General features: G+C 61.8%; 15 protein-coding genes. 9 read left to right on the top strand and 6 right to left on the bottom strand.

Annotation, left to right across the window (positions count from 1 at the left end):
- Positions 1 to 39 precede the first annotated feature (39 nt).
- On the bottom strand, positions 40 to 1020 hold the full coding sequence (gene hslO / locus O3298_RS02835) for an Hsp33 family molecular chaperone HslO (protein WP_099666943.1): 981 nt from the start codon (positions 1018 to 1020) through the stop codon (positions 40 to 42).
- A 4-nt stretch (positions 1021 to 1024) separates the two neighbouring features.
- Complete coding sequence (locus O3298_RS02830) at positions 1025 to 1549, bottom strand: gamma carbonic anhydrase family protein (RefSeq protein ID WP_070260363.1); 525 nt, start codon at positions 1547 to 1549, stop codon at positions 1025 to 1027.
- Positions 1550 to 1755: 206 nt separating this feature from the next.
- Here O3298_RS02830 and O3298_RS02825 point away from each other — a divergent pair, with 206 nt between their 5' ends.
- The 8 genes from O3298_RS02825 to bamC all read left to right on the top strand — a co-directional run bounded on the left by O3298_RS02825 (position 1756) and on the right by bamC (position 8939).
- Positions 1756 to 2631 carry an alpha/beta fold hydrolase gene (locus O3298_RS02825; protein WP_251350382.1) on the top strand — a complete coding sequence of 292 codons (876 nt, stop codon included), beginning with the start codon at positions 1756 to 1758 and terminating at the stop codon, positions 2629 to 2631.
- A gap of 90 nt (positions 2632 to 2721) precedes the next feature.
- Positions 2722 to 3555 carry a 3',5'-nucleoside bisphosphate phosphatase gene (locus O3298_RS02820; protein WP_305058473.1) on the top strand — a complete coding sequence of 278 codons (834 nt, stop codon included), beginning with the start codon at positions 2722 to 2724 and terminating at the stop codon, positions 3553 to 3555.
- 213 nt (positions 3556 to 3768) lie between these two features.
- Positions 3769 to 4653 carry a protease HtpX gene (gene htpX, locus O3298_RS02815; protein ID WP_099666947.1) on the top strand — a complete coding sequence of 295 codons (885 nt, stop codon included), beginning with the start codon at positions 3769 to 3771 and terminating at the stop codon, positions 4651 to 4653.
- Between the two features lie 38 nt (positions 4654 to 4691).
- On the top strand, positions 4692 to 5315 hold the full coding sequence (locus O3298_RS02810; protein ID WP_077407642.1) for an L-threonylcarbamoyladenylate synthase: 624 nt from the start codon (positions 4692 to 4694) through the stop codon (positions 5313 to 5315).
- Between the two features lie 94 nt (positions 5316 to 5409).
- Positions 5410 to 6087, top strand: a complete 678-nt coding sequence (locus O3298_RS02805; protein ID WP_289911080.1) for a site-2 protease family protein — start codon at positions 5410 to 5412, stop codon at positions 6085 to 6087.
- 42 nt (positions 6088 to 6129) lie between these two features.
- Positions 6130 to 6702 (top strand): bifunctional 2-polyprenyl-6-hydroxyphenol methylase/3-demethylubiquinol 3-O-methyltransferase UbiG, encoded by a 573-nt coding sequence (locus O3298_RS02800; protein ID WP_099666949.1) that lies wholly within the window; start codon positions 6130 to 6132, stop codon positions 6700 to 6702.
- 84 nt (positions 6703 to 6786) lie between these two features.
- The gene (gene dapA / locus O3298_RS02795) at positions 6787 to 7665 is read left to right on the top strand and encodes a 4-hydroxy-tetrahydrodipicolinate synthase (protein WP_099666950.1); all 879 of its coding nucleotides are present in this window, start codon (positions 6787 to 6789) and stop codon (positions 7663 to 7665) included.
- 80 nt (positions 7666 to 7745) lie between these two features.
- On the top strand, positions 7746 to 8939 hold the full coding sequence (gene bamC / locus O3298_RS02790; protein WP_305058472.1) for an outer membrane protein assembly factor BamC: 1194 nt from the start codon (positions 7746 to 7748) through the stop codon (positions 8937 to 8939).
- A gap of 171 nt (positions 8940 to 9110) precedes the next feature.
- On the opposite strand, the gene O3298_RS02785 is transcribed toward bamC, so the two are convergent.
- A complete protein-coding gene (locus tag O3298_RS02785; RefSeq protein WP_034783358.1) occupies positions 9111 to 9365 on the bottom strand; it encodes a hypothetical protein in 255 nt (84 codons plus the stop codon).
- A 353-nt stretch (positions 9366 to 9718) separates the two neighbouring features.
- A complete protein-coding gene (locus tag O3298_RS02780; protein WP_251350385.1) occupies positions 9719 to 10840 on the bottom strand; it encodes a cupin domain-containing protein in 1122 nt (373 codons plus the stop codon).
- Positions 10841 to 10933: 93 nt separating this feature from the next.
- On the opposite strand from O3298_RS02780, the gene O3298_RS02775 reads away from it, so the two are divergent.
- Entirely contained in the window at positions 10934 to 11491 is a 558-nt protein-coding gene (locus O3298_RS02775; protein WP_305058471.1) for a peptidylprolyl isomerase, read from the top strand.
- A gap of 53 nt (positions 11492 to 11544) precedes the next feature.
- On the opposite strand, the gene O3298_RS02770 is transcribed toward O3298_RS02775, so the two are convergent.
- Together O3298_RS02770 and mutS are read right to left on the bottom strand one after the other, a co-directional pair.
- Positions 11545 to 12582 carry a hypothetical protein gene (locus O3298_RS02770; protein ID WP_305058470.1) on the bottom strand — a complete coding sequence of 346 codons (1038 nt, stop codon included), beginning with the start codon at positions 12580 to 12582 and terminating at the stop codon, positions 11545 to 11547.
- A complete protein-coding gene (mutS, locus tag O3298_RS02765; RefSeq protein ID WP_305058469.1) occupies positions 12579 to 15272 on the bottom strand; it encodes a DNA mismatch repair protein MutS in 2694 nt (897 codons plus the stop codon). Before mutS ends, O3298_RS02770 begins: the two co-directional genes overlap by 4 nt.
- Positions 15273 to 15665: the final 393 nt, after the last annotated feature.

Here is a 15665-nt window from a genome sequence, read left to right as displayed (position 1 = left end):
AATTGCGCCGCCTGAGGGGCGGCGCGGGGATTATTACAATTAGTTAATACTTGCCGCGGGGGGGATCAAGACTTCGGCCGGCGCATCCGTGATGAACAGCTGCGCGCAATCGACCTTGTCGAATTCATAGTGCTGGCCGCAGAAATCGCAGTTCACGCCCACCTGGCCCACTTCTTCCAGGGTGCTGTTGACTTCTTCCTCGCCCAGCATCTTGAGCATATTGCCCACTTTTTCGCGCGTGCAAGTGCAATGGAAGCTCGGGTGCAGCGGGTCGAAGACGCGGATCGTTTCTTCCCAGAACAGGCGCTGCATCAGGGTATCGATATCCGTCGACAGGATTTCCGCCTCTTTCAGGGTCGACGCCAGCATCACTGCGCGGTTCCACGTGTCCAGCGCGTCTTCTTCCGAGACGGGCGTCGCTTCGGCCTTGCCGCCATGGTGGGGCAGCTTTTGCAGCAGCAGGCCGCGCGAGACGCTGTCGTCCGTGGCCAGCCACAAGCGGGTGTCCAGCTGTTCCGAGCGCAACATGTAGTTTTCGATCACGGTGGCCATGTCATCGCCGTCCAGCGGCACGATGCCCTGGTACGGTTGCTGGCCCGGCACCTTGTCGGCCGGATCCAGGGTGATGATGAAGCGGCCCTTGCCCGTGGCGTTGAGCAATTGCGGCACGGTCGCCACGTCGGGAATCGTGGCGTCCGGGTCCAGCTTGGCCGTGGCGCGCAGGCGCAGGTCGGAGTCGCACTCGACCACCATCAGGCGCACGGGGCCGTCGCCATGGATTTGCATGATGATGGAACCGTTGAATTTCAGGTTGGCCGACAGCAGGGCGGCGGCGGCCACCATTTCGCCCAGCACTTTTTTCACGGCCGTCGGGTAGGCGTGGCGCGACACCACTTCCTGCCACGTGGTCGAAACGTCGATGAACTGACCGCGCACGGCGGCGTTGTCGAAAATAAATTTTTGCAGGGTATCCTGGCCGCTAACGGCTGCGCTGATTGCGCCCGTGGTTTCAGTCGTCATTCTCTTATCCAATCTTCTTGAGTTGCGTATTAAATAGCTGGCCGCGTTGCACATAGTTCACGGCGTTGCCTTGTAGCCTGGTGATATCGTCTGCCGTCAGGGCCCGCACGGCTTTCGCCGGTGAGCCGATGATCAGCATATTGTCGGGAAATTCCTTGCCTTCCGTGACCAGCGCGCCCGCGCCGACCAGGCAGTTCTTGCCGATCTTCGCGCCATTCAGGATCACGGCCTGGATGCCGACCAGGGCGCCATCGCCGATCGTGCAGCCATGCAGCATCGCCTGGTGGCCGATGGTCACGTTCCGGCCGATGTCCAGCGGGTAGCCCGGGTCCGTGTGCAGCACGGCGCCTTCCTGCACATTGCTGTTGGCGCCCACGGTGATGCGTTCGTTGTCGCCGCGGATCGTGGCGCCGAACCATACGGACGTATTCGCTTCCAGGGTCACCTTGCCGATCACGTTGGCCGTGTCGGCAACAAAAGCGGAAGCATCAATCAGCGGCGCATCGGCGCCCAATTGGTAGAGTGTCATCGTTAGCCTGTGGCGGTGGTGGAAGCGCCGGGCACGGCCGGACGCGGAAGTTTTGCGCTATTTTACGCTGTTGCAGGGCAAGTCCGAGCGCCGGCCGCTAATCCGGTATAATTATCGAACGGTCGTACTTTTATGTGCGCCCTATCTACAGACACAGCATGTGGCGCCATCTGCGCCACTTTCAAGGCAGGCATCCGATGAAACCCATGAAACTTTCCCGTTCCGAATTCATCAACATCCGCGGCGCCCGTACGCATGTGCGCCATTGGGGCCGCGAAGGCGCGCCCATCCTGTTCATGGTGCACGGCTGGATGGACGTGGCCGCCTCGTTCCAGTTCGTCGTCGACGAGTTGCAGGGCGACTGGCACGTGATCGCGCCCGACTGGCGCGGCTTTGGCCTCAGCGACTACACGCAATCGGACACCTACTGGTTCCCCGACTACCTGGCCGACCTGGACGCCATGCTGCTGCATTATTCGCCGGACGCGCCCGTCAACCTGCTGGGCCACAGCATGGGTGCCAACGTGGCCGGCCTGTACGCGGGCGTGCGCCCGGAGCGCATCAGCCGCTTCATCAACCTGGAAGGCTTCGGCATGATGGCAACGCAGCCGGAGCAGGCGCCGGGCCGCTACGCCAAGTGGCTGGACGAATTGCGCGAGCCGCCCGCCATGCGCAGCTATCCTTCGCAGCGCGCCGTGGCTGAGCGCCTGCAAAAGACCAATCCGCGCCTGCCGGACGAGCGCGCCGCTTTCCTGGCCGAACACTGGTCGGCGCGCAACGAGGCGGGCGAGTGGGACATCCTGGGCGACCCGCAGCACAAGCGGGTCAATCCCATCCTGTACCAGGTGGAAGAAGTGATGGCGTGCTGGCGCCGCATCACGGCGCCCGTGCTGTGGGTGGAGGCCGATGACACGAATATGTGGCAATGGATGGGGCCAAAGGAACAGGCGCGCATCGAAATCGACCGGCGTTTGGCCTGCATCAAGGATGTGCGCTGCGAGATGATGGCGGATGCGGGCCACATGCTGCATCATGATCAGCCGCAGGCACTGGCGCGGCTGGTGGAAGCCTTTTTGGCCTGATGTGTGTCGGGAACGCTGCAGCGCGATTGGCCAAGCAGCGTACAATGAAAACTTCTTCCATGCTGAGCCCGTGCAGGGTATTGTTTTCACATGCTTAAAGTCGACCTGCATTGTCATTCGAATATCTCCGACGGCGTGCTGTCACCGGCCGCCGTGGCCGCTTACGCGCGCAAGGCGGGCGTGGACGTGTGGGCGCTGACGGACCACGATGAAGTGTCCGGCGTCGCCGCCGCGCGCACGGCCGCGCTGGACCTGGGCATGCGCTTCGTGGCCGGCGTGGAAATTTCCATCACGTGGGCCGGCGAAACCGTGCACATCGTCGGCTTGCAAGTCGATGAAAACAATCCGGGTCTCGTGCAGGGCTTGCACCGCACGCGTTCGGGGCGCGATGCGCGCGGCCGCGAAATCGCCCGCCAGCTGGATTTGGCCGGCATCCCCGACGCCTATGAAGGGGCCTTGAAATTCGTCGGCAACCCGGACCTGATGTCGCGCACGCACTTTGCCCGTTACATCGTGGAAACGGGCAAATGCGCGAACATCCCCGACGTGTTCAAGAAATACCTGTCAGAAGGCAAGCCGGGCTACGTCGAGCACCGCTGGGCCACCCTGGACGAAGCGGTCGGCTGGATCCGCGGCGCGGGCGGCGTGGCCGTCATCGCCCATCCGGGCCGCTACCGCTTCAGCGACATGGCGCAAGGCGTGCTGTTCGATGAATTCAAGCAACTCGGCGGCGTGGCCATCGAAGTCGTCACGGGCAGCCACAGTCCGGACCAGTATCCGGAATACGCGCAGCTGGCCAACGCCTACGGTTTCCTCGCCTCGCGCGGCACGGATTTCCATGCGCCGGGCGAGTCGCGCGTGGATTTTGCCATGTTGCCGCCTTTACCATCGAATGTCACGCCAATCTGGCACGACTGGTTTTAGCTGACAGCCAGGCAAATCTGCTGCGCGGCGCGCTTTGCGGCCGGCGATGCTCACCGTACTCCAGTACGGTTGCGCTTCTCGGCCACAAATCACTGCCGCTCGCGACGATTTTCCTGGCTGCCGATGCGCCGTCGTGTCGCTGCTTGAAATCTGCGTTAGCGTGCATATCTTTTTGTTATTCTTGTTATACATAGTCATCCGGAGCCATCGCCCATGAAACGTATCGTCCTGTTTATTGCAACCAACCTGGCCGTGATGCTGGTGCTGTCGCTCGTGCTCAGTTTGCTGGGCGTGGGCAATCCGGCGCGCGGCAGCACCCTGAACCTGGGCAGCCTGCTGGTGTTTTCGCTGGTGGTGGGCTTCACGGGCTCGATCTTTTCGCTGTTGATCAGCAAACCCATGGCCAAGTGGAGCACGGGCGCGCGCGTGATCGACAATCCGACGTCGTCGACGGAGTTGTGGCTGGTCAATACCGTGCGCGCGCTGTCCGAGCGGGCCGGCATCGGCATGCCGGAAGTGGCCGTGTACGAAGGCGACGCGAATGCGTTTGCCACGGGCGCCTTCAAGAATTCGGCGCTGGTGGCCGTCTCCACGGGCTTGCTGCAAAGCATGAACCGCGATGAAGTGGAAGCCGTGCTGGGCCACGAGATCGCCCACGTGGCGAATGGCGACATGGTCACCTTGACCCTGATCCAGGGCGTGGTGAATACCTTCGTCGTCTTCATGGCCCGCGTGGTGGGTTTCTTTGTCGACAATGTCCTGTTGAAAAATAACAACCGCGAAGGCGGCGGACGCGGCATCGGTTACTTTGTGACCGTGATGGTGTGCGAAGTGATCTTCGGCTTGCTCGCTTCCATCATCGTGGCCTGGTTCTCGCGCCAGCGCGAATTCCGCGCCGACGCCGGTTCCGCCAAGCTGCTGGGCAGCCCCACGCCGATGATGCATGCGCTGGCCCGCTTGGGCGGCGTGCCGCCGGGCGAGCTGCCGCAATCGATGCAGGCGCTGGGCATCAGCGGCGGCAATGGCGGCTGGGGCGCGCTGTTCGCCACCCATCCGCCGCTGGAACAACGCATCGCCGCGCTGCGCAGCGTACAATAATGCCAACTTAACAAGCTGGTTCGCCAGAACGCTTACACATGAGTCAATTTTTTCATATTCACCCCGACAATCCGCAATTGCGCCTGATCAAGCAGGCGGCGCAGATCATCCAGTCCGGCGGCGTGGTGGCCTTGCCCACCGACTCCTGCTACGCGCTGGTGTGCCAGCTCGACGACAAGGGCGCCGTCGAGCGCCTGCGCCGCATCCGTGGCGTGGATGAAAAGCACCATTTAACCTTGCTGTGCCGCGACTTGAGCGAGCTGGGCGTGTATGCCCGCGTGGACAACCGCCAATTCCGCCTGCTCAAGGCGGCCACGCCCGGCGCCTACACGTTTATCCTGGAAGCGACCAAGGAAGTGCCGCGCCGCCTCAGCCATCCTTCGCGCAAGACCATCGGCCTGCGCGTGCCGCAGCACCGCATCGTGCAATGCCTGCTGGAAGAGCTGGGCCAGCCCCTGCTGGGCGCGACATTGACCTTGCCGGGCGACGAAGACAGCCTGACGGATGCCGACACGATCCGCGAACGGCTGGAAAAACTGGTCGACCTGATCGTCGACGGCGGCGTCTGCGCGCATGGTCCCAGCACCGTGATCGACCTGACGGGGCCGGAGCCTGAAGTGGTGCGCGTGGGACGCGGTGACCCGGCTGTGCTGGGTTTGTAGAGGGGCACGGCGCGCCCGTTGCGGCGCCGGTCTTCACCTGTTCTTAATGACAACGTAAGAAAGAGCCTAGTTCGCCTCTGGTAGAATCGCGGTCATGAGCGATTTCAATACGATAGTCCAGACCGTTGCGGTCTACCTGGTGCCGGTGCTGTTTGCCATTTCCCTGCATGAGGCGGCGCACGGCTACGCGGCCCGCTATTTCGGCGACCCCACGGCCTCGAACGAGGGCAGGCTGAGCCTCAATCCCATGCGGCATATCGACCCTTTCGGCACGATCTTGCTGCCCTTGATGCTGTATTTCACGATCCAGGTGCCGTTCGGCTATGCCAAGCCGGTGCCCGTCGATTTCAGCCGCCTGCGCAATCCGAAGAAGCAGATGGCCTGGGTGGCGTTTGCCGGGCCTGGCGCCAATTTCGTCATGGGCCTGGGCTGGATGATCGCCTTTGTCGTGCTCAGCGTCTTGCCGCCGACGGAAATGGGCATGTTTTTCCGCAAGATGGCGGGCGCCGGCGTCAGCGTGAATGCGGCCATGTTCGTCTTTAACCTGATTCCCGTGCCGCCCCTCGATGGCGGGCGCATCATGACGGGCTTGCTGCCGATGCAGCTGGCGCGCCCTTACGCCAGCATCGAGCGCTACAGCCTGTATGTCTTCGGCGCCCTGGTGCTGCTGATGTACACGGGCATCTTGAACCGCGCCTTGCTGGCGGCGATCGAATTTGTCATCGGCATTTTTGTCACCCTGGTCACGCCCCTGACGGCGATATTGACTTGATGCCCGCAACTGGATGTACGCACATAATTGATGGAAGTACCGATGCAAGTAACTGAACCAATATTAGAAACCGAAGCGATTTCCGGCTGGCTGCGCCGCTGGGCGCCCCTGATCCCGGGCGGCGAGGTGCTGGACCTGGCCTGCGGCGCAGGCCGCCACGCGCGCCACCTGGTAAGCCTGGGCCACCCCGTGATCGCGCTCGACCATGATCCGGAAATGCTGGAAAAGGCGGCTGGCACGGGCATCACCACCTCGCTGGTGGACCTGGAAGCGCCGGGCGCCGTGTGGCCTTTCGCTCCCGGCCGCTTTGCCGGCATCGTCGTCACCAATTATCTGCACCGGCCGCTGCTGGAAGCCATGGTGGCCAGCCTGGCGCCCGATGGCGTGCTGCTGTATGAAACGTTTGCCGAGGGCAATGAGCAGTTCGGCAAGCCGTCGAATCCGAAATTCCTGCTGAAGGAAGGCGAAATGCTGACCTGGGCGGTGCAGCACGGCTTGCGTGTGGTAGCGTATGAGGATGGGCGCGTGGAACAGCCAAAAGCTGCTCTGGTGCAACGAATTTGCGCCGTCCGGCCGGATTTTCCACGGTTGGCAGCCCTGCTGCCGACGTTTTGAGCGGCCATACTATGTCAGAATGCACCACAGGCGCGGGCTATCCGCTACAATCGTTGTTTTATTTATCGGCGCTATAAACTTACTATGATCAAGGGCAGCATTGTAGCAATCGTCACCCCGATGCACGCAGACGGCAGTCTGGACTTTCCAGGTCTGCGCAAGCTGATCGACTGGCATATCGCCGAGGGTACGGACGGCATCGTCATCGTTGGCACGACGGGCGAATCGGCAACAGTCAGCGTGGAAGAACACTGCGAACTGATCCAGTTGACCGTCGAACATGCCAAGGGACGCATTCCTATCATCGCCGGCGCCGGAGGCAACTCCACGGCCGAGGCCATCAAACTGACGCGCTACGCGAAAGAAGCGGGCGCCGATGCTGTCTTGCAAGTGGTGCCGTACTACAACCGTCCTACCCAGGAAGGCATGTACCAGCACTTCAAGGCCATCGCCGAAGCCGTCGACATTCCCGTCATCCTGTACAACGTGCCTGGCCGCACGGTTGCCGACATGAGCAACGAGACCATCGTGCGCCTGTCCGCCATCCCGAATATCGTCGGCGTGAAAGATGCGACCGGCAATATCGGCCGCGGCATCGACCTGCTGCGCCTGGTTCCAGCGGACTTCGCCGTGTACTCGGGCGACGATCCGACGGCCATGGCGCTGATGTTCTGCGGCGGCCACGGCAACATTTCCGTGACGGCCAACGTTGCGCCACGCGCCATGCACGAACTGTGCGTGGCAGCCATGGCGGGCGAGCGCGCCACGGCGATTGCCATCAATAACAAAGTGTTCCCTTTGCACCAGAAATTGTTTGTCGAGCCCAACCCGGTGCCCGTCAAATGGGCGCTGGCCGAAATGGGCCTGATGCCAGCCGGCATACGCTTGCCACTGGTACCGCTGGCTGAAAATTGCCATGCCACCGTGCGCGATGCCTTGCGCGACGCTGGCATCCTGTCTTAAGCCGAACTTCAAGCCCGGGCTTGACCAGTCCGGACCTTTCCTGATTCCAGCTGCTACTTAGCTTCTTATCCAGTTACGACATGACTAATTGCAAGAAAACCAAACCGGCGCCTGCCACCATCGCCGTCCGCGGCATCGTCATCGGCGCCGTCGCAGCCAGCCTCGCGGGCTGCGGCATGATCAGTTCGGTAGTCGGCGGCGACAAGGTCGACTACAAGTCGGTCAAGAAAGCCAGCACCCTGGACGTGCCGCCTGACCTGACGCAATTGCAGCAGGACAACCGTTATTCCTTGCCGGATTCGAAAAACGGCGTGGCCACGGCTTCCGGCTACAACGCGCAGCGCAACGCCACGGCCGGCACGCCCGTCATCGTGGGCGCCGACGGCGTGGTGGGTGTCGTGCCCGTCACGGCCGGTGGCGTGAAGGTCGAGCGCGCGGGCAACCAGCGCTGGCTGGTCGTCAAGCAGTCGCCTGAAGTGCTGTGGCCGCAACTCAAGCAATTCTGGGAAGATTCGGGCTTTACCGTTGCCATCGACCAGCCTACGGCTGGCATCATGGAAACCGAATGGAACGAGAACCGCGCCAAGCTGCCGCAAGACTTTATCCGCAACACCATCGGCAAGGCCTTCGATTCGATGTATTCGACTGGTGAAAAAGACAAGTTCCGCACCCGCGTGGAGCGCCTGGCCGATGGTTCGACCGAGATCTACATCAGCCACCGTGGCGTGGAAGAGGTCGTCACGGGCCGCGACAAGGAAACCACCACCTGGACCGCGCGTCCCAACGATCCGGGCCTGGAAGCGCAATTCCTGGCCAAGCTGATGACGCGCCTGGGCGCGGCCAGTGACGAAGCACAGGCGAAGACAGCCGTTGATGGCGCCATCGTGCAGCCGCTGCACGCCAAGCTGGTGGGCGATGCCGCCACGCCGGCGCGCGCCATCGAAGTCGATGAAGGTTTCGACCGCGCCTGGCGCCGTGTCGGCCTGGCGCTGGACCGCGTCGGCTTCACCGTGGAAGACCGCGACCGCACGCAAGGCACGTATTTCGTGCGTTACGTCGATCCGGACGCGGTCAAGAAGGATGGTTTCTTTTCGAAACTGTTCAGCTGGGGGGCGTCGTCCGACAAGGACAAGGAAGCGCAGCGCTACCGCGTCCTGGTCAAGGCCGGCAATGGCTCGACCAGCCTGGTCAGCATTCTCAGCAACGAAGGCCAGCCCGATGTCTCGCCAGTGGCCGAGAAGATCCTGGGCTTGCTGAACGAGCAGCTGAAGTAAACGGTGCATTCGCGGCGGGTATCGCAACCTGCCGCGCAATAAAAAAGGCTGATCCGGGAAACCGGCGCAGCCTTTTTTATTGCCTGCGTCCGGCCTTATATCCTGCGGATAAAACGCCGGACGCAAAAAAGCCGACCCGAAGGTCGGCTTTCTTTAGTGCAGGGTGCTAAATTACTTAGCAGCCGATGCAGCAGCCGAAGCAGCCGAAGCAGCGTCGGTAGCGGCCGAAGCGGCAGCCGAAGCAGCAGCAGCAGCGTCGGTAGCGGCCGAAGCAGCAGCGTCAGCAGCAGCAGCTGGAGCAGCTTCAACTGCTGGTGCTGGTGCTGGGGTTTCAACTACTGGTGCTGGTGCAGGAGCTTCTTCTTTTTTGCTGCAAGCAGCCAGAGCAACAACCATCAGGGAGGCGATCAGCAGGGATTTTTTCATTTGTTTTCCTTAATTATTTCAAAAAATAAATCAATATTGTTGCGATGAATAATTACCGGTAATTATCGCTCGTTAGGTCGTCTTCGAAGGCTTTTCGTACCAGGTGGTGCCTGCCAGACAACGGAAACTTCCTAACCGAATATTATAGCGATTTTTGGTGCGTCGCAATAGGAGCAAGAGGCAAATTCGCAACTATTTTGTGATATCGCAATATTTGCCGAAGCAAATTGCAAGCAAGTGTAAGCGATTTGCGAAAGCGCGACAAAACGATATAAAAATAATATGTTTTATTGCGCTAACGCAGATGCTGTTATTTTACCTACTGTAATACCACTTTGCTACGCCGCCCCCATTCAAGCCAGTTCGAGCCAGCCATCCTGATACCACGTATATAACGCATCCATCACGTCATCGGAAGCCTGGGCCACGGCGGCGCCATCGAGGGCGCGTTCGTTGGCCAGGGTTTCCAGGGCCGCTTTATCGGCCTTGCCAATGGCAAACGATTCGCCATTGATGAAGACATTCTTGCCACGATACAGCATCAGGGTCTTGCGCGACAACACGACACCCTTTTTCTGTGCGGCGTCCGCGAAGCGGCCTACCGTCAGCGGCTTGGACAGCGGCGTGAAAAATACATTGTGCTTCGGTTCCGACAGGTGTTCGCCCAAGAAAATGGTCACGTCTTCTTCCGTGAAGCGCACCTTGTTCATTTCTTCCGCGATGGTGCTGAGCATTTCACGGGGGATTTCCGCCGGTTTGCCCGACGCTTTCAAGTCCGGATCGCTGTAAATGCCTGGCAAGTCGATCGAGTCGGCCATGAATTGCAGGAATGCCTCGCCCAGCTCCTGGAACGTGGGCGAGCGGAAGCCGATCGAATACGTCTGGCAATCGCCGATGGCCACGCCGTCGTGCGCGTAGTGGGGCGGCAGATACAGCATGTCGCCCGGTTCCAGCGTGAATTCTTCATCGGGCGTGAAGTTGCTGAGGATCTTCAGCGGCAAGCCGTCGATCAGGCTCAGGTCTTTCTGCGCGCCGATGCGCCAGTGGCGCTTGCCCTGGCCTTGCAGCAGGAATACGTCATAGGAATCGAAATGCGGGCCCACGCCGCCGCCATCGGTGGCAAAGCTGACCATCAGGTCGTCCAGGCGCGCGTCCGGCAGGAAGCGGAACTGGCGCAGCAGGGCGTCAGCCTTGGCGCTGTGCAGGTTGGCGCCCTGCACCAGCAGGGTCCATTCCTTCTGTTTCAGCGAAGGCAGGCTGGTCAAAGGGCCTTGCTGCATGTTCCAGTGGCCATCCGCATGGCTGACCAGGCGCGATTCGACGTGATCGAGGGTAGCCAGCTCGGCCAGGGCCTTGAAATCGAACAGCGCCTTGAAGCCAGGCACGGCTTGACGGATCAACAAGGGTTTTTTATGCCAGTAGTCGCGCAGGAATTGCGCCGGCGTGATATCGCCGAGGAGAGTTAATGTTTTCATGCGCCCATTATAACAACCGGAAATGCAGGAATGCGCCTGCCGTTGGCGGCGTGAAGGTATAATTTGCCAGCTTATACAATGAAAGGAAGCATAATGAAGATTGCCAAAAATACGGTCGTGACTGTCAACTACAAACTGTCAGACGCGCAAGACAATCTGATCGAAGACGGCCGTCAGCCGATGGTCTACCTGCACGGTGATTATGAAAACACCCTGCCGAAGATCGAAGAAGAGCTCGACGGCAAGGAAGTTGGCTATTCCAACACGATCCAGATCGAACCGGATGATGCTTTCGGTGAATACGATCCAGCCCTGGTGAAGGTCGAGCCGCGCAATCGCTTGCCTGAGCCGCTGGAAGTGGGCATGCAGTTCGAAGGCATGCCGGAAAGCGATTCACCGGATGAAGAAGCGATGATCTTCACGGTCACCGATATCGCCGACGACAAGGTCGTGCTGGACGGCAACCATCCACTGGCCGGCATCGCGCTGCGCTTCTCGCTGACCGTCGCCGACGTGCGCGAAGCCACCGAAGAAGAAATCGCCCATGGCCACGTGCATGGCGCACACGGCCATGACCATGGCGATGAAGATGATGAAGGCGAAGGCGAAGGCGAAGAGGGCGACCACTTCCGTACGCATCCGATTCATTAATACTGCTTGTTCCAGGCCGGCTCTATGCCGGCCTGTTCGTTTGTGCGCTGTTATTAACGGCGCACAGTCGACGCCTTGGTTCGCGCCTGCGCCGATGGGCGGGTAGCGCGTTGACGGACCTCAAAGAAGGGCGTCTTGCCGGGCCTGACGGCGATGGCGGACCAGTCGTTGTCGATGCTGACGTGGCCCAGGTTGCCTTTCCAGCTGATTTTCGGCCCGCCTGCCCTGGCTGCGGCCTTTTTACTTTTTCCCTCCTTGCCATCCGCGTCGCCATCGCGCTGCGTATCGACCAATAACACCTTGCCGCTGAACTTCTTGGCCAAAGTGCGGATCTGCTTGCGCGGTCCGGCAAAGCCATCCTGTTTCGAGCTGAAGCTGGGCAGCAGCGAATTGTCGTCTTCATCGAGCACGCCCACGTCGCCATCGGAAAACAGCACGATGCCGTCGAGCTGCTTGCGCTGCGCCATGGCGAACAGGCGTTGTAGCCAGGAACGGTTGGCGACCAGGCGGTCTTCGAACTCGCTGTTGCGTCCCGCTTCCGGCAGGAAATGGTTGTTATTCGCCGGCAGATTCACGGTGGCAAACAATACGCCGCCGTATTCCCAGTGGGCATTTTCCGCATAGCTGCGGAACTTCGCCGTCGATGACAGCCGCGACAGGGTCAGCTTGTGCTGGCCCAGGCTCTGGTCATCTGCGAAATACACGTCGCGCAAGCGGTTCAGGCGTTCGATGGCGTTGACCCTGCCGCGCGAATTGCGGCAGTTGGCCCAGTCGCTGGCCGACAGCGAGACGATCAGCGGCGGGCCGCTGGCGTCGAGCAAGTCCTTGCGCTGGCCATACAGCTTGTCGCTGCACGATTCGCTGGCGGCCTTGATGCCGGTGGCCACGACGAACGACGCATTGAAGGCGCTGGTGTCGGCGATGGCTTTTTTCAGGGGGCCATCGTCCGGCCCCGCGTTGAAGGAATGGCCCAGTACGGCAAACTCGAAGCCGGCCTGGTCGGCGGGGGCCGCCACCGCCGCTTGCCATGGCAGGCTGGCAGCGAGCAAGCCGGCGGCCAGCAGGCGTATCGAGCTGCGCCGGCAGGTCATGCGGCGGCCAGCCGTTTCAATTGATACAGCTGTTCCAGCGCGTCGCGCGGCGTGAGCGCATCGGGATCGAGGTCGGCGATGGCGTCGAGCAAGGCTTGCTGCGCCGCGTTCAGCGCGGCCAGCGGCGCCGCGGCTTCCTCTTCTTCCTCTTGCGCATACGGATCGGCGGAGGGCAGCGCGAACAGGTCGCGTTGCGGCGTGGCGTCGAGCGCCTGCGCTTCCAGGCGCGCCAGGTGCTTGCGCGCTGCCTTGATCACGGGCTGCGGCACGCCGGCCAGTTGCGCCACCTGCAAGCCATAGCTTTGCGAGGCGGGACCGGCTTGCACGGCGTGCAGGAAGACGATGCTGTCCTTGTGCTCGACGGCGGACAAATGCACGTTGGCGGCGCTCGGGTGACTGTCCGGCAATTGCGTCAGCTCAAAGTAATGTGTGGCAAACAGGGTGAAACTACGGCTGGTGTCGATCAAATGGCGCGCGATGGCCCACGCCAGGGCCAGGCCGTCGAAGGTGGAGGTGCCGCGGCCCACTTCATCCATCAGTACCAAGGAATGCTCGGTGGCGCCGTTCAGGATGGCGGCCGATTCCGTCATTTCCACCATGAAGGTCGAGCGTCCGCCCGCCAGGTCGTCGGTGGCGCCGATGCGCGTGAAGATGCGGTCGATGGGGCCGATGGTGGCGGACGCGGCCGGCACGTAGCTGCCCACGTAGGCCAGCAGGGTGATCAAGGCCACCTGGCGCATGAAGGTCGATTTACCGCCCATGTTCGGGCCGGTGATCAAGAGCAGCCGGCGCTCGTTGACGAAGCGGCAATCGTTGGCGATGAAGCGTTCGATCTGCTTTTCCACCACGGGGTGGCGGCCTTCGACGATGTTGATGCACGGCTCGTCGACCAGTTGCGGCGCGGCCCAGTTGTGCTGTTGCGCATGTTCCGTCAGCGCATTCAGGGTGTCGAGCTGGGCCAGACCCTGCGCAATCGTCTGCAGGGTGCCGATGTGCGGCGCCAGCTCGGCCAGCAGCAGGTCATACAGCATCTTTTCGCGCACCAGCGCCTTGTCTTGCGCCGACAGGGCCTTGTCTTCGAACACTTTGAGTTCGGGCGTGATGTAGCGCTCGGCGTTTTTCAGGGTCTGGCGGCGACGGTAATCGTCCGGCACCTTGTCCGTCTGGCCGTGCGTGACTTCGATGTAGAAGCCATGCACCTTGTTGTATTCGACGCGCAGGTTGGCGATGCCCGTGCGCGCGCGTTCGCGCGTTTCCAGGTCGAGCAGGAACTGGCCCGCGTTTTCCGACAGCGCGCGCAATTCATCGAGTTCCGCGTCGAAACCGGTGGCGAAGACGCCGCCGTCGCGCACCATGGCGGCCGGTTCCTGCGCCACGGCGCGCACCAGCAAATCCAGGCAGGCCGTCGGTGTGGCCAGCGCCGCGTGGATGGCGGCCAGCAAGCCGCTTTCGCCGCCCTGGCCGGGACCATAACAACGGACCACGTCGCCGCGCAGGGCCGGCAGTTGCAGCAAGCCGTCGCGCAGGGCGGCCAGGTCGCGCGGACGGGCCGACAGCAGTGCGATGCGCGTGGTGATGCGTTCGATGTCGGGCACTTGCGCCAGGGTGGCGGCCAATGGCCCCGCCGCTTCGCTTTGCGCCAGCGCGGCGATCGCTTCATGGCGCGCGCGGGCCACGTTCTGGTCGCGCCGCGCATGGTGCAGCCAGTGGCGCAGCATGCGCGAACCCATGGCCGTGCGGCAATGATCCAGCAGGGAAAACAGCGTCGGCGATTCCTGCCCGCGGATGGTTTCCGTCAATTCCAGGTTGCGCCGCGTGGCCGCATCCAGGCCGATGAATTCGCTTTCCGTTTCCGTGATCAACGAGCGCACATGCTGCAAGCCGCGACCCTGCGTCGATTGCGCATAGCGCAGCAGCGCGCCGGCCGCGCCGAACGCGGCGCCGAGGCCGTCGGCGCCAAATCCCGTCAGGGTCGCCACGCCCAATTGGTCGAGCAGGGCCTTGTGGCCGCCGACCACGTCGAAATGCCAGTCCGGCACGCGGTTGATGTGCGTGCCCGCGTAATCGTCGAACAGGTTGCCGTTGTCGCCGCTCAAGATTTCGGCCGGCACGATGCGTTCCAATTCCTGCTGCAGGCGTACGGCCACGGTGGCGCTGTCGCCGGAAAACTCCATCAGTTTCAGCGCGCCGCTGGCCAGCGACAGCCAGGCCAGGCCCGTGGTGACCGTCTTGCGCTGCGTGATGCTGCACATGGCCAGCAGCGGGCGCTCGGCCTTTTCGGGCAGCAAGTCCGCATCCGTCAGGGTGCCGGGCGTGACAACGCGCATGACCTTGCGCTCGACGGGGCCCTTGCTGGTGGCCGGGTCACCGATCTGTTCGCAAATGGCCACCGACTCGCCCATCTTGACCAGCTTGGCCAGGTAACCGTCGAGCGAATGAAACGGCACGCCGCACATTTTAATCGGGTTGCCGCTGGCCACGCCGCGCGCCGTCAGGGTAATGCCCAGCAGGCGCGAGGCTTTTTCCGCATCTTCGAAAAACAGCTCGTAGAAATCGCCCATGCGGTAGAAGACCAGCATCGTCGGGTGGTTTTCTTTAATACCAAGATATTGTTGCATCATTGGCGTAAGCTTTTCAGCGGAATTCTTCTTTGCCGCGGCGGCGTTGATTTCTTTTGGGACGGTGGTCATGTGTTCTTTGTCGTTGGTCCGGCGGCCGGAAAATGCGTGCCTGCCGGGCTGTGGGTGGTGCTGTGTGCGTGCCAGGCCGCGCCAGTGGGCGCAGCTTGGGTTAAGGCCGTCATTTTACCGCTTTCGGCGGGTGGGGCGGCGTATTGCGTGCGGGTGTGAAAAAGCCGCATCGACCGGAGGTACGCTGCTTCCTATCTAGAGTGCTAGTGTTGGCGCAAGCGATAGGGCAGTGGGTGAGGGCTTGGAGCAATATCTGCCATGGATACAGCCGCTCATGATCAACAAAGGGACTGTGGCGCGGGCATTGTGCAGGGACGGTAGAGTACCTTCCATTGCCTGTATCAGGAAGCATGCAGCGGCAATGGAAGGAGGAAGTGCGCTACGGATTTGCGC

The sequence above is a fragment of the Janthinobacterium sp. SUN137 genome (genome assembly GCF_030587265.1).
Classification (GTDB): Bacteria; Pseudomonadota; Gammaproteobacteria; order Burkholderiales; family Burkholderiaceae_D; genus Janthinobacterium; species Janthinobacterium kumbetense.
Note: the sequence above shows the minus strand (reverse complement) of the source record. Positions and strands in the feature narration are given on the sequence as shown.

Coding starts and splice junctions, on each gene's coding strand:
- hslO (WP_099666943.1), bottom strand. CDS start 1,020: ATGACGACTGAAACCACGGGCGCAATCAGCGCAGCCGTTAGCGGCCAG.
- O3298_RS02830 (WP_070260363.1), bottom strand. CDS start 1,549: ATGACACTCTACCAATTGGGCGCCGATGCGCCGCTGATTGATGCTTCC.
- O3298_RS02825 (WP_251350382.1), top strand. CDS start 1,756: ATGAAACTTTCCCGTTCCGAATTCATCAACATCCGCGGCGCCCGTACG.
- O3298_RS02820 (WP_305058473.1), top strand. CDS start 2,722: ATGCTTAAAGTCGACCTGCATTGTCATTCGAATATCTCCGACGGCGTG.
- htpX (WP_099666947.1), top strand. CDS start 3,769: ATGAAACGTATCGTCCTGTTTATTGCAACCAACCTGGCCGTGATGCTG.
- O3298_RS02810 (WP_077407642.1), top strand. CDS start 4,692: ATGAGTCAATTTTTTCATATTCACCCCGACAATCCGCAATTGCGCCTG.
- O3298_RS02805 (WP_289911080.1), top strand. CDS start 5,410: ATGAGCGATTTCAATACGATAGTCCAGACCGTTGCGGTCTACCTGGTG.
- O3298_RS02800 (WP_099666949.1), top strand. CDS start 6,130: ATGCAAGTAACTGAACCAATATTAGAAACCGAAGCGATTTCCGGCTGG.
- dapA (WP_099666950.1), top strand. CDS start 6,787: ATGATCAAGGGCAGCATTGTAGCAATCGTCACCCCGATGCACGCAGAC.
- bamC (WP_305058472.1), top strand. CDS start 7,746: ATGACTAATTGCAAGAAAACCAAACCGGCGCCTGCCACCATCGCCGTC.
- O3298_RS02785 (WP_034783358.1), bottom strand. CDS start 9,365: ATGAAAAAATCCCTGCTGATCGCCTCCCTGATGGTTGTTGCTCTGGCT.
- O3298_RS02780 (WP_251350385.1), bottom strand. CDS start 10,840: ATGAAAACATTAACTCTCCTCGGCGATATCACGCCGGCGCAATTCCTG.
- O3298_RS02775 (WP_305058471.1), top strand. CDS start 10,934: ATGAAGATTGCCAAAAATACGGTCGTGACTGTCAACTACAAACTGTCA.
- O3298_RS02770 (WP_305058470.1), bottom strand. CDS start 12,582: ATGACCTGCCGGCGCAGCTCGATACGCCTGCTGGCCGCCGGCTTGCTC.
- mutS (WP_305058469.1), bottom strand. CDS start 15,272: ATGACCACCGTCCCAAAAGAAATCAACGCCGCCGCGGCAAAGAAGAAT.